Consider the following 12,785-nt stretch of genomic DNA (forward strand, 5'->3'; position numbering starts at 1 on the left):
TTGAACCGGGTTCATCAATAACCCTGTTTTTATTCACTGTGAACGCCCACGTGATGAAAAAAAATACCCATGAAAGGGCAAAATTACGGTCCAGCCCCTTTTAATCAATGAGAATAATTCGCATTATTGCGTCTTGATGTTTTTGGTGCTGCCCGTTGCTGGCACTGTTTCACTTGCTTTCACACGATATGTCGAGGAATTCCATGTTGTCCCGCCTCTCTACCGGGGGCCTGTTGCTGGCCTCTCTGCTGCTCACTGCCTGCAGTGAAGAACCTTCTTCCGCTTCGGAGCCGGCCTACGACGAGGTCCGTGCCCGGCAGGTCATCAAGCATTATGCGGACCTGGCGCTGGCGGCCTACAGCGATGCCCTGAGCGAGGCCCGCGAACTGCAGGGGCAGATTGATACCCTGCTGACCGATCCCAGTGAGGAAACCCTGGCCGCGGCCCGTCAGGCCTGGCGCGATGCCCGGGTGCCCTACATGCAGACCGAGGTATTCCGGTTCGGCAACGTGGTGGTGGACGAGTGGGAAGGGCAGGTGAATGCCTGGCCTCTTGATGAAGGCCTGATCGATTATGTGGATGACAATTACCAGGCGGTAATGGGTAGCCCTGGTGCCCGCGCTAATATCATCGCCAGCCAGTCGCTGAAAATCGGTGAACAACAACTGGATCTGAGTGAGCTGACGCCGGAGCTGCTTGCCAGCCTGAACGAGCTGGGTGGCTCCGAAGCGAATGTGGCTACCGGTTATCATGCCATCGAGTTTTTGCTCTGGGGGCAGGACCTTAACGGTACCGATGCTGGCGCCGGGGAACGCCCGGCTACGGATTTTGCCACCGGCAATGATGCCACCGGCGGCCACAACGAACGTCGCCGCGACTACTTGAAAGTGGTTACCGATTTGCTGATCAGTGATCTGGAAGCGATGGTGGCCGAATGGCAGCCCAATCAGGACAACTATCGCGCGGAACTGGTTGCGGACAGCGTGGAAAATGGCCTGCGCAAGATGTTGTTCGGCATGGGCAGCCTGTCTCTGGGCGAGCTGGCCGGTGAGCGCATGAAAGTGGCGCTGGCTGCTCATTCGCCGGAAGACGAGCACGACTGCTTCAGTGACAACACCCACTTCTCACACTTTTATAATGGCAAGGGCATCGAGAATGTCTACCTGGGTGAATACCAGCGGGTAGACGGCGAGACCCTCAGCGGTCCGTCCCTCAGCGATCTGGTTGCCGCCAGTGAGCCGCAGCTGGATGACAGGCTGAAAGCTGACCTGAATGCTAGCGAAGCAGCCTTGCAGACGCTGGTGGACAGTGCCGCCAATGGCGTCCACTTTGATCAGCTGATCGCGCCGGGTAATGCCGAAGGTGCGGCTACAGTTAACCGTGCCATCGATGCCCTGGTGGAGCAGACCGCCAGTATCGAGAAAGCGGCCCTGGTACTGGATATCCAGGCTCTGAACCCGGATACGGCCAACCACAGTTTCTGAAACGAGCCCCGGCAGCGCTCTGCAAGCAATGAGCCGCTGCCCGTTACCGTAGGAGCGTCGCTTGCGGCGCGATGCTAACGTCGTCAATCGCGCCGCGAGCGACGCTCCTGCAGCTGCGCCACCCAGTGAGAAGGATACTTGTACCTTGCGATATCTCCTGCTGTCCCTGGTCACCCTGTTGGCCGCCTGCGATCAGGGGCCGACATTTACCGAAGCAGAGCCCGGTGAGCACCTGTCCGCCGGTGATGCCACCGTTACCAAAACCGACCAGAATGCGTTTTCCCTGCCGCTGGCCAACCTGTCACCCTCCCGGCGCCTGGATTTCAGTGTCGGTAACAGCTTCTTTCGCAATCCCTGGGTGATCGGCCCGGCCTCCACGGATGCCCGTGATGGTCTGGGGCCTCTTTTCAACACCAATGCCTGCCAGAACTGCCACATCAAGGATGGCCGTGGCCATCCGCCGGCAGCGGACGCCAAGCAGGCGGTGTCCATGCTGGTGCGCCTGTCGGTACCGGCCAGTGAAACCGATGACCTGACCCGCAGTGGCCTGGTGCCCGAGCCCAACTACGGTGGCCAGTTCCAGGACGCAGCCATCCCGGGGATCGAACCGGAAGGGCGGGTACGGGTGACCTATGAGCCGGTCACCATGACCTTTGCCGATGGCCATCAGGTGACGCTGCGCAAACCGCGTCTTGAGTTCTTCGATCTGGCCTATGGGGAGATGCATCCGGCCACCCTGTTTTCTGCCAGGGTGGCGCCACCGATGATTGGGCTGGGGCTGTTGGAAGCCATTCCGGAAGCGGACCTGCTGGCCCATGCGGACCCCAACGATGACGACGGTGATGGCATCAGCGGTCGTGCCAACCGGGTCTGGGACTCGGCGGCCAATACCACTGCCATGGGCCGCTTTGGCTGGAAAGCCGGCCAGCCCGGGGTGTTGCAGCAAAGCGCCGGGGCGTTTGCCAACGACATGGGGTTGAACAGCCATCTGGTGCCCACGGATTCCTGCGCGCCCAGCCAGACCGATTGTCTGGCCATGCCCAATGGCGGTGACGTGGAGGTGAGCGACAGCGTGCTTAACAGCGTGGTGTTCTATTCGCGCACCCTGGCGGTGCCGGCTCGTCGCAATGTGGATGATCCCCAGGTGCTCAAGGGCAAGGGCCTGTTCCATGAGGCCAACTGCCAGGGCTGCCATGTGCCCAAATTCACCACCGGCGCCCAGGCCCCGGAGCCGGAGCTGGCCAATCAGACCATTCGCCCCTACACCGATCTGTTACTGCACGACATGGGGCCGGGGCTGGCGGACGGCCGCCCGGAATTCCTGGCCAACAGTCAGGAGTGGCGTACCGCCCCGCTGTGGGGTATCGGCCTGACGGAAGCGGTGAATGGACACACCCAGTTCCTGCACGATGGCCGCGCCCGTAACCTGATGGAAGCCGTGCTTTGGCATGGTGGTGAAGCGGCGGCGTCGCGGGACAAGGTGCTGACATTCGATGCCGATCAGCGCGCCGCCCTGCTGGCATTCCTCAATTCCCTGTAATCCGGAGGCATCATGCGTTCAGTGGTTCTGCTGTTGTTGGTGGTGGTGTTGGCCGCTTGCAGCAATCCGCGCGAGGAGGTGGCGAAGCAGTTGGCCAACCAGGTGTTGCTGCCCGCCCATGAGCAGTGGCATGCCAGCAATACGGCGCTGCTCGACAGCAGTCGCGCCTGGTGCGCCGACGAGCAGGCACTGGAGGATCTGAAGCGGGTATTCCATGAGACCCAGACGGCCTGGGCGCGACTACAGCCGTTGATGGTGGGGCCGCTCGCCGAGGGTAATCGCAGCTGGCAGGTCCAGTTCTGGCCGGACAAGCGCAATATGGTGGCGCGCCAGACCGAGGCCTTGCTGGATGAATTCGACGATCTGGATCAGCAGCAACTGGATGGCGCCAGTGTGGTGGTGCAGGGGCTTACCGCGTTTGAATATGTGCTCTTCGATGACAAGGTCGCCATCGTTGATAACCGGGAACGCTACTGTCCGCTGCTGGTCGGTATTGCCCACCATCAGCAGACACTGTCTTCCGAGGTGCTGGACCTGTGGCAGCAACCCGGTGGCATGCTTGAGCAACTCACGACCTTTCCCAATGACCGTTATGCCAATGCGGATGAGGCGCTGGGTGGCATCCTGCGCGTTCAGGTTACCGGCGTGGATACCCTGAAAAAGAAGCTTGGCACTCCCATGGGTCGGCATAACAACGGAACGCCACAGCCCTATCAGGCGGAAGCCTGGCGCAGCCGCCATTCCGCGCAAAACCTGCTGGCCTCTGTGGATGGGGCTCAGGGGGTATGGGAGCGGATCCGCACCCTGGTCGGTGATGCACAGCTGGCGGGTGACATTGATACGGCCTACAAAAGTGTGCGCGACAAGCTGGCTGGCCTGCCTGCCCCGTTGATGGAGATGGTGCAGGACAAGGCCAGCCAACCACAGCTGCAGTCGCTGTATGCGGATCTGGATGCGCTGGAAAACCTGCAACAGACCGACCTGGCCCGGCACCTGGGTATCCAGATCGGCTTCAATGCCAACGACGGTGATTAGATTGCTACGAAGCCGCTGTAGGAACGGAGCGTAGCGGAGTAACGCACTTAGTTCCGTGCGGCCCGCAGGGTGAGCGCAGCGAATACGCCGCTTGAGGTGCGAACCGCGTCGGCGGAAATCGTCGTCAGGATGATCAGGTGTTTCAGAGCCAGATAAGGCCAGCCGGCAATCATTGCAGTGAACAGGCATTCCTGCCGCCGCGGTGACGCGCGGTTCGCCTGCAAGCAACGTTATTCGCTTCGCTCCGTTCCTACAGTAGGGGGGAGCGGTTTTGTGGAAGCCCAATATGCCACTGACACGACGACAATTACTGGGTGCTGGCGCGGCGGTGGCCGGCATTGCCGCCCTCGGTGGCTGGACGGTCTGGTCAGGGCGAGGGCAATCGCCGCTGCTGCTCTCGGCCCGCAATGACAGCGCCGGCAAGCATTATGCGGTCGGCTATCATCTGGATGGGCGTCGCGCCTTTGCCACGCCGGTGACAGAGCGTTGTCACGATGTCTGTCGCCACCCCTTTCTGCCCCTGGCCCTGTATGTCGGGCGTCGCCCGTCCCGGGAAAGTTATCTGGTGGACCTGCGCGATGGTGCTCTGCTACAGACCCTGCACAGTCAGCCGCAACGGCATTTTTACGGTCACGCCGTCTTCCACAACAGTGGCCAATGGCTGTATGCCACGGAGAACGATACCGATGAACCGGGCCGTGGTGTGCTGGGACGTTACCTGCTGGACAACAAGCGTCTGCAGCTGATCCATGACGGAGAGGTACCGAGTCACGGTGTAGGTCCGCATCAACTGGCCTGGTTGCCGGATGGCGAATCCCTGGTGATCGGTAATGGTGGTATTCGTACCGAAGGCGGCAGCCGTGCGGAAATGAATCTGGATGCCATGGCGCCGAGCCTGGTGATCATGGATCGCCAGGGTGAAAGGATCAGCAAGGAAACCCTGCCGCAACAACAGAACAGTATCCGTCACCTGGCGGTGGCCAATGACGGCACCGTGATCACCGGCCAGCAATACCATGGTCCGGCCTGGGACAGCGTCCCGCTGCTTGCCATCAAGCGCCCCGGTGAGCCCTATCAGCCTTTCCCGGTGAGCAACGGGCAACTGGCATTGATGAACCAGTACACCGCCAGTATTGCCATTCACAATGAAAAACGCCTGGTCGCCATGACCGCCCCGCGCGGCAATCGTTTCTTTGTCTGGGATCTGGACAGTGCTGCCACCGTGGTGGATGCGCCAATGCCTGACTGCGCAGGCGTGGGCGCCGTGCCCGGTGGTTTTGCGGTGACGTCCGGACAGGGCCGATGCCGTTACTTCGACTGTTCTGGTCGTACCGTGAAAAGCCATTGGCTGGAACTGCCCGATGGCTGGTGGGATAACCATCTCTGGCTGGGGTGATCGGTTTCTTTAGTCGGAGAGAGCCTGGCGCTGGGGAAAATCTTCGCTTTGCGAGCAAAGCTCCAACAACGGGTTTATGACCAGTCTCTGGGGCCCGTTGGAGCCTTGCTTGCAAGGCGAAGTTCCATCATCTGTTTCAGTCGTGCCAGTTGGGTACCTTGCCGGAGCAGACCCAGTCCTTGGAGCCTTTTTCTACTCCGATCCAGTTATAGGTATAGCGGCCATTGGCGTTGCTGGTGGACCAACTCTTGGTGTTGCCCGCTGAAATGCCGGAAGCGCCGCAATCTTCGGAGCCGTTATCGCGCTCATTGCAGAAGCGGGCATAAATCCGGTTGTTGCAAGTGTTGCGAAAGGTGACGGTGAAGCGCCCCTCGGTGTACTGGCTCCACTTGGTGTCGTGTACCACCATGCAGGGGCCGCCGCGGCTGTTACGACCATCCCAGCAGGTGTCGTCATCAAGGCTGGAGTAGTAGTCCGCCATGGCAAACTGTGAGGCCAGCAGTGTGGCAATACCAATAATCCATTTCATGATCTTCCCCTTTTTGTTCATCATTTGATCCCGGCGTGTCCTTACCGGCAGCCGTCGTTCCAGGTTCATTGTAGAAACTGAACAGAAAGGGTCTTCCCCCATATGGGGTAAGCCGAAAAACGTCAGTGGTCGCCACGGCATTCCTGGTGATCGCTGAGTACCTCGATGACTCGGCACTCCCCGGTATGTCCCTGTTCGCATTCTTCGATCATCCGGTCCAGCTCATTGCGCAATGCCGTCAGTGCCTGGATGCGCGCCTGCACAGCCGCCCGGTGGCGGCGGGCGATGCTGTCCGCATGGCCATGCTGTTCGCTCATGGCCAGCAATTCGCGAATATCATCCAGCGTAAAACCCAGCTCCCGGCTGTGGCGGATGAATTGCAGCCGCTCTCGGTGCTTGCGGTGATAGCGGCGCTGGCCGCCTTCGCTGCGGGCCGGTTCAGGCATCAGGCCGATCTTTTCGTAGTAGCGGATGGTTTCCACCTTGCAGCCGGTGGCCTGGCTGAGGGTGCCGATGGAAAAAAGCGTGCTCATGGCGTCTCCGAGGCTTGAACCTGTAGTCACTATAGCTTTTTTAATAGTCACATAACGGAGCAGATTCAAGGAGAACCCCGTGAATGAACCACAGAGACAGGCGTTTGCGGTAGCCATGGCCGACGCCCGCCAGGCTTATCGGCAGCGCCATTGGCAGCGGGCGTTTGCATTGCTGGAACGAGCCCACGTGCTGGGCCAGACCCGGATGATGCCCCATGTGCAGAGCCACTGGTGGATGCTGAAAGTGGGTTGGCAACGCCGCGATGCCCGGGAAGTGCGGGGGCAGCTACTGCGGCTGCCGGCGGCCATGCTACTGTCGCGCCTGTGGGTGCCGCTGGGTAATACCGGCGGCGCCAATGTGAGCCCGGTACAACCCATGCCGATTGCCGATGACCTGCGTGAACTGATGGAGACTGACTGATGGGCTGTTGCGATACCGATATCCAGGCCAGTCCGGCGCCGGAATACCGCCGGGTGTTATGGGTGGTGCTGCTAATCAATGCGGTGATGTTTGTGGTGGAAGCGACCTCCGGGGTACTGGCGGACTCCCGTGCCCTGCAGGCGGATGCGCTGGATTTTCTGGGTGATACGGCCACCTATGGACTGACTCTGTGGGCGCTGGGGCAGTCCCTGGCCTGGCGGCTGCGCGCTGCCCGGATCAAGGGGATTTCCCTGCTGATCATGGGGGTAGTGGTGCTGGGCAACAGTGTCTGGGCTTTGCTGCAGGGGAATGCGCCCCAGGGCCAGATGATGATGGGCGTGGCCGGGCTGGCACTGACCGCCAACGTGGTCAGTGCCCTGCTGTTGATGCGTTACCGCCAGGGGGATGCCAATATTCGCTCAGTCTGGCTGTGTTCGCGTAACGATGCCATTGCCAATCTGGCGGTACTGCTCTCCGGGGCGCTGGTGGTCTGGCAGGGCAGTCGCTGGCCGGACCTGCTGGTGGCGCTGGCCATTGCCGGCCTGTTTACCCACAGCGCCCTGTCCATTTTGCGTCAGGCCAACAATGAGCGGGAACCGGATAACTGCTGCTAGCCATGATTCAGCTGACATTTGCCAGTGCCTTGCCAGTGGACCGCAGCAGCCTGTGGCAGGCGATCACCGCCATGGAAGGTATCAACGATGAAATGCGTCCCTGGCTGAGTATGGGCTCACCGTCGGGGGTTCGGGCGCTGCAAGATGTGCCCCTGACACCCGGCCAGCCCCTCTTCCGCAGCCCGTTGAAGCTGTTTGGTCTGTTGCCGGTGGGCCACTCCGAGTTGACCCTGTTGTCGCTGACACCGCAGGAAGGCTTCGTGGAAGCGTCCCCCATGACCGGTATGCAAAGCTGGCGCCACGAAAGGCGCTTGGCGGACAGCGACGCTGGCTGTACGCTGCATGACATTCTGGAATTTGAACCGCGGGTGTTCCCGCGTACCACGGCGGCGCTGGTGGCACTGTTCTTTCGCCACCGTCACCGCCGCCTGCGTCGTCGTTATCGCTGAGTCTCTATGGATTTCAAACAGGAAGACCTGAAAGCCCTGATCGAACGCACCATGCCGTTCGGTAAATACCAGGGCCGGGTGCTGATCGATCTGCCCGAACCCTACCTGCTCTGGTTTGCCGACAAGGGCTTTCCCAACGGCGAGCTGGGTCGGCTGATGGCGCTGGCGCTGATGCTGAAGATGGACGGCACCGAGAAGCTGTTGGAGCCGTTACGACAAAGCCATGGATAGCGAGGCCCTTCATCATTAGTCTTGATACTTCAGAGAGACGCAAGGACCCATCATGAGCCAGCTGCAACCGCTTACCGATGCCATCTGGCACGTCGCCATTCCCCACGCCTTCATGGGCCTGCATGTGGGCACTCGCATGACCGTCGTGAAGCTGTCCAGTGGCGGTCTGCTGCTGCACTCGCCGGTGCCGGTGGACGAGGACCTGGCGGCGGAGCTGGCAGCACTGGGTGAGGTAAAACACATCGTCTGCCCCAACCTGTTTCACCATGTGTTTGCCGCCGAGGTAAAAAAACGCTACCCGGAGGCGCTCCTGCATGGCCCGGCCAAGCTGTCGGCCAAGCGAAAAGACCTGGCACTGGATGCCACCCTGTCGGAAACCCCGCACCCGGATTGGGGTGATGACTTCGAGCTGGTCTTTATCGAAGGCTCCATGCTCCAGGAGACCGTGTTCTATCACTGCGCCAGCCGCACTCTTATCGCCGCCGACCTGATCGAAAACTTTCGCCAGTGCGACCATGGCTTTACCCGCTGGTATCTGAAACTGGGCGGCCTGTGGCAAAAGCCCGGTTGGCACCCGATCCTGCGGCTGGTCTACCTGAATCGTCGCAAGGCCCGCGCCAGCATCACTCGCATCCTGGAATGGCCCTTCGAAAAACTCAGCCTGGCCCACGGCGAAGTGATCACGGAAAACGCCCGCAACCAGGCGCGCCACGGTCTGGAGTGGTTGTTCTAGGCTGGGCAGGATGATGTTTGGCGGAGCCATTGCTCCGCCAAGCTCTGCCCGCCACAATCTCTGCCATCCTGTCCAGCCTGGGATTGTCTGTGCTGCCCCTCGTCTACCACCCGAATTACAGCTTCCCCTTTCCCGGTGAACACCGTTTCCCCATGGAAAAGTTCGGCCTCCTGCATGGACATTTGCGGGCGACCGGCATTGCCCGGGGCGACAATGAATACCGCCCCGGTCGGGCCAAGCCTGCCCTGCTGGGACAGGTTCATTGCCCGGACTATGTGTCGGCGATTGTGAACGGCGATCTGGATCAAAAAGCCCAGCGGCGCATGGGACTCCCCTGGAGTGCAGGATTGGTTAAGCGCACCTGCATTGCTCCCATGGGCACACTGATGACGGCGCAGCTGGCTCTCCAGCAGGGGCTGGCCTGTCATCTTGCTGGTGGCACCCATCATGCCCATTACGATTTCGGTTCCGGCTTCTGCATCTTCAATGATCTGGCGTTCGCGGCGCAGCAGTTGCTGGCCAGCGGGGCGATAGAGCGCTTGCTGATTTTCGATTGCGATGTGCACCAGGGGGATGGCACCGCCGCTATGCTTGCGGACGAACCACGGGCCTTTACCTGTTCGATTCATTGCGAAAAAAACTTTCCGGTGCGCAAGCAACACAGCGATCTGGATGTGGGGCTGCCGCTGGGCATGACCGATCGGGATTATCTGGACACGGTGTTCGGGACCCTGGAAACCCTGCTCGATACGGTTTGTCCTCAACTGGTGCTTTATGATGCCGGCGTGGATATTTTTGAACAGGATCCTCTGGGCCGGCTGTGTATTTCCGAGCAGGGCATCGCCGACCGGGAGCGGGGCGTTATCGAGCGCTGCCACCGCCGGGGAATACCGGTGGCCACGGTGATCGGCGGCGGCTACGATGATGATCGTGAAGCGCTGGCGCGGCGGCACGCGATCGTCGTCGAAGCCAGCCACGAACTGGCTACAAAGTCCTTGTAAGCGCGTCGCTGGCGGCGCGATAAAACACGTAAAGCAAATGCGATTTCACCACAGAGAACACAGAAATCACTGAGGAAAAGAAGGGGTGGCCTCTGTGTGCTCTGTGGTGACAATGTTTTTCATCCCGGTCAGCAATCGCGCCGCCAGCGACGCTCTTACGCAAGCGTCCGGAGAGTATCAATGTCCAAAGCCCTATTAATCATGGCCCATGGCAGTCGTAGTGATACTGCCAACGATGAATTCCGTGCCCTGGTGGAAACCGTGGCGGAGTCTGCCCATGGGGCGGGTGAGGAATACGTGGCGGTGCTGCCCTGTTTTCTGGAGCTGGCACAGCCTTCCCTGGTGGAAGCCATTCAGCAACTGGAGCATCAGCCGGTTAGCCGCGTACAGCTGTACCCGCTGTTCTTCAACAAGGGCAAGCACGTGGGCAAGGACATTCCTGCCCAGGTGGAAGAGGCCCGGCAGCGTTTTCCCGATCTCACCATCGAGCTGCTGGATTATTTCGGTAACGCCAAAGGATTATCGGCGTTGGTGCTCAGTCACATTGCTGAACAGGCGTAGGCTGCATTGTCATGGATGACACGGCTTTTTCCCGAGAGGTTGATACGCTGTTTGCCCGGGAATCCCGCCGGGTGTTGGCTACACTGATCCGTTTACTGGGCGATTTCGACCTGGCTGAGGATGCCCTTCAGGAAGCCTTTATGGCAGCCCTGCGTCAGTGGCCCGAGGAAGGCATTCCCGATAACGCCCGTGCCTGGCTGGTGTCTACCGGCCGTTTCAAGGCCATAGACCAGTTACGTCGTCGTGCCCGCTATGACCAGATTCTCCACGAACAGGCAGACCAGCTGGCCGCTCGGGCCGTAGTGGAGATGGAGGTGGACAATCTGGCCATCGAGGATGATCGGTTGCGTCTGATTTTTACCTGCTGCCACCCGGGGCTCGCCCGGGATGCCCAGGTGGCGCTGACTCTGCGGGAAGTGTGTGGCCTGACCACGGAAGAAATCGCCCGCGCCTTCCTGAAAAAACCGTCCACCGTGGCCCAGCGCATCGTTCGCGCCAAGGCCAAGATCCGCGATGCCAGAATCCCCTACGAAGTGCCGGAGGGTGACGAGCTTTTCGAGCGTTTGCAGTCCGTGCTGCAGGTGATTTATCTGGTCTTCAACGAAGGCTACCTGGCGTCGGCGGGGGAGCAGTTGCTGCGCCATGATCTCAGCGAAGAGGCCATTCGCCTGGCCGAACTGGTGCTGGCCCTGCTGCCCAACCCGGAACCGGAATGCCAGGGTTTGCTGGCATTGATGCTGTTGCATCACGCCCGCCGCGCCACGCGCACCACGGCGCAGGGTGAACTGGTATTGCTGGAGCATCAGGATCGCACCCTGTGGGACCGGGAAGAAATCGCCCGGGCCGATGAACTGGTACGCGATGCCCTGCTGTCCCAACGTTTTGGGCCCTACACCCTGCAGGCGGCCATTGCCGCTGTTCATGCCCTCGCGCCCAGCAGTGAGGCCACCGATTGGGCCGAGATCGTGGGGTTATATGACCTGTTACTGACCATGATGCCGAGCCCCATCGTGGCACTGAATCGGGCGGTGGCGGTGGCCATGCGTGATGGCCCGCAAGCGGGTTTGCAGGCGCTGGAACCGCTGATGGAGGACGCCACCCTGCGTGATTACCACCTGGCCCACGCTGCCCGGGCGGACATGCACCGCCGATTGGGCCAGCGTGAACCCGCCATAGCCGCCTATCAGGCTGCCCTGGAACGCACCTCGCAACCCGCCGAACAACGCTTTCTGCGCCAGCGGTTGGTTGAGTTGGGGTGAAAAAAATCCACAGCCCTGTCGAAACCGTGCCATGCCTTTCGATTCCTTGATAAGACAACCGTAATCAAGGAGAGAACCATGAGCACTGAACGCACTATTGAAGATCTGACCCGCCGTTGGCTGAAGGCGGCGGCCAGCAATGATGTGGAGGCCGTGATGGCCCTTTACCACCCTGCTATCCGCTCCTTCGACGCCATTTTGGCGCTGCAGGTAGAAGGGGCTCCTGCCTATCGGGAGCACTGGAAAAAATGCATGGCATCCTGCCCTGCAGACCCTTTTTTCGAGATGTATGACTTCAAAGTGGAAACGGCCGATTCCCTGGCGGTCAGTCACAGCCTGACCCATTGCGGCGCAACGGTGGAAGGGGAGCAGCAGGGAGGCTGGATGCGTGTGACTCAGGTCTGGGAACGGGACGGTGATCAGTGGCAGATTTTGCATGAGCATTTTTCCTGCCCTTTCAACCCGGAAGATATGTCCCTGATTATGGAATGGCAGCCGGACCACACGCCGGTACGCTTCCGTTAACTGACTGCCAAGGAGAGAGCACGATGAAATATCTATGTCTGGTGTATTACAACGAAGCGGCCATGCAGGAGCGTGGCGATGATCACTGGCAATCACTGAACCAGGAATGCCAGTCCTACAGCGGCGGCTTGAGCGAATCCGGCGTGATGCTGGATGGCTCCGCCCTGCAACCGGTGTCCACTGCCACAACAGTGCGGGTGCGGGATGGGCAGGTCAGTGTTACCGATGGCCCCTTTGCGGAAACCAAGGAACAGCTTGCCGGTTTCTATCTGATCGAAGCCAACGATCTGAACGATGCCATTCGTGTGGCCAGCCGTATTCCGCCGGCCCGTTATGGCAGCATCGAGGTGCGTCCGGTGCGTGATATTTACGGGGAGTCCTCCGATCAGGTCCCCTACGCGGAAGCATTGAAATCGTAGCCCCTCGTTGGAGCTTTGCTTTGCGAGCAAAGCTCAAACAGTGAATGAGGGTGTG

Annotated in this window: 16 protein-coding genes; 14 read left to right on the top strand and 2 right to left on the bottom strand. The window is 60.3% G+C overall.

Annotated features, from left to right (window positions below):
- Nucleotides 1-203: 203 nt before the first annotated feature.
- The 4 genes from KZ772_RS14560 to KZ772_RS14575 all read left to right on the top strand — a co-directional run bounded on the left by KZ772_RS14560 (nucleotide 204) and on the right by KZ772_RS14575 (nucleotide 5,455).
- Nucleotides 204-1,484, top strand: a complete 1,281-nt coding sequence (locus KZ772_RS14560; protein WP_290537241.1) for an imelysin family protein — start codon at nucleotides 204-206, stop codon at nucleotides 1,482-1,484.
- Between the two features lie 145 nt (nucleotides 1,485-1,629).
- A complete protein-coding gene (locus KZ772_RS14565) occupies nucleotides 1,630-3,024 on the top strand; it encodes a di-heme oxidoredictase family protein (protein ID WP_290537242.1) in 1,395 nt (464 codons plus the stop codon).
- A 12-nt stretch (nucleotides 3,025-3,036) separates the two neighbouring features.
- Nucleotides 3,037-4,059: an imelysin family protein gene (locus tag KZ772_RS14570; protein ID WP_290537243.1), complete on the top strand. Its 1,023-nt coding sequence runs from the start codon at nucleotides 3,037-3,039 to the stop codon at nucleotides 4,057-4,059.
- A 286-nt stretch (nucleotides 4,060-4,345) separates the two neighbouring features.
- Nucleotides 4,346-5,455 (top strand): DUF1513 domain-containing protein, encoded by a 1,110-nt coding sequence (locus KZ772_RS14575; RefSeq protein WP_290537244.1) that lies wholly within the window; start codon nucleotides 4,346-4,348, stop codon nucleotides 5,453-5,455.
- A gap of 136 nt (nucleotides 5,456-5,591) precedes the next feature.
- Here KZ772_RS14575 and KZ772_RS14580 read toward each other — a convergent pair whose 3' ends face one another.
- Entirely contained in the window at nucleotides 5,592-5,984 is a 393-nt protein-coding gene (locus KZ772_RS14580) for a hypothetical protein (protein ID WP_290537245.1), read from the bottom strand.
- Nucleotides 5,985-6,106: 122 nt separating this feature from the next.
- Nucleotides 6,107-6,517 carry a helix-turn-helix domain-containing protein gene (locus KZ772_RS14585; protein WP_290537246.1) on the bottom strand — a complete coding sequence of 137 codons (411 nt, stop codon included), beginning with the start codon at nucleotides 6,515-6,517 and terminating at the stop codon, nucleotides 6,107-6,109.
- Between the two features lie 79 nt (nucleotides 6,518-6,596).
- On the opposite strand from KZ772_RS14585, the gene KZ772_RS14590 reads away from it, so the two are divergent.
- The 10 genes from KZ772_RS14590 to KZ772_RS14635 all read left to right on the top strand — a co-directional run bounded on the left by KZ772_RS14590 (nucleotide 6,597) and on the right by KZ772_RS14635 (nucleotide 12,730).
- On the top strand, nucleotides 6,597-6,938 hold the full coding sequence (locus KZ772_RS14590) for a DUF3703 domain-containing protein (protein WP_290537247.1): 342 nt from the start codon (nucleotides 6,597-6,599) through the stop codon (nucleotides 6,936-6,938).
- Nucleotides 6,938-7,552, top strand: a complete 615-nt coding sequence (locus tag KZ772_RS14595; RefSeq protein ID WP_290537248.1) for a cation diffusion facilitator family transporter — start codon at nucleotides 6,938-6,940, stop codon at nucleotides 7,550-7,552. Before KZ772_RS14590 ends, KZ772_RS14595 begins: the two co-directional genes overlap by 1 nt.
- Nucleotides 7,553-7,554: 2 nt before the next feature.
- Complete coding sequence (locus KZ772_RS14600) at nucleotides 7,555-8,001, top strand: hypothetical protein (protein ID WP_290537249.1); 447 nt, start codon at nucleotides 7,555-7,557, stop codon at nucleotides 7,999-8,001.
- Between the two features lie 6 nt (nucleotides 8,002-8,007).
- Nucleotides 8,008-8,232, top strand: a complete 225-nt coding sequence (locus tag KZ772_RS14605) for a DUF3820 family protein (protein WP_062815376.1) — start codon at nucleotides 8,008-8,010, stop codon at nucleotides 8,230-8,232.
- Nucleotides 8,233-8,284: 52 nt separating this feature from the next.
- The gene (locus tag KZ772_RS14610) at nucleotides 8,285-8,965 is read left to right on the top strand and encodes a DUF4336 domain-containing protein (RefSeq protein ID WP_290537250.1); all 681 of its coding nucleotides are present in this window, start codon (nucleotides 8,285-8,287) and stop codon (nucleotides 8,963-8,965) included.
- Between the two features lie 89 nt (nucleotides 8,966-9,054).
- Nucleotides 9,055-9,966 carry a histone deacetylase gene (locus tag KZ772_RS14615; protein WP_290537251.1) on the top strand — a complete coding sequence of 304 codons (912 nt, stop codon included), beginning with the start codon at nucleotides 9,055-9,057 and terminating at the stop codon, nucleotides 9,964-9,966.
- Between the two features lie 180 nt (nucleotides 9,967-10,146).
- A complete protein-coding gene (locus KZ772_RS14620; protein ID WP_290537252.1) occupies nucleotides 10,147-10,527 on the top strand; it encodes a CbiX/SirB N-terminal domain-containing protein in 381 nt (126 codons plus the stop codon).
- A gap of 11 nt (nucleotides 10,528-10,538) precedes the next feature.
- Nucleotides 10,539-11,786 carry an RNA polymerase sigma factor gene (locus KZ772_RS14625; protein ID WP_290537253.1) on the top strand — a complete coding sequence of 416 codons (1,248 nt, stop codon included), beginning with the start codon at nucleotides 10,539-10,541 and terminating at the stop codon, nucleotides 11,784-11,786.
- 78 nt (nucleotides 11,787-11,864) lie between these two features.
- Nucleotides 11,865-12,311 (top strand): nuclear transport factor 2 family protein, encoded by a 447-nt coding sequence (locus KZ772_RS14630; protein WP_290537254.1) that lies wholly within the window; start codon nucleotides 11,865-11,867, stop codon nucleotides 12,309-12,311.
- A gap of 23 nt (nucleotides 12,312-12,334) precedes the next feature.
- Nucleotides 12,335-12,730, top strand: a complete 396-nt coding sequence (locus tag KZ772_RS14635; RefSeq protein ID WP_290537255.1) for a YciI family protein — start codon at nucleotides 12,335-12,337, stop codon at nucleotides 12,728-12,730.
- Nucleotides 12,731-12,785 lie beyond the last annotated feature (55 nt).

The organism is Alcanivorax sp. (assembly GCF_019431375.1).
Lineage (GTDB): Bacteria > Pseudomonadota > Gammaproteobacteria > Pseudomonadales > Alcanivoracaceae > Alcanivorax > Alcanivorax jadensis_A.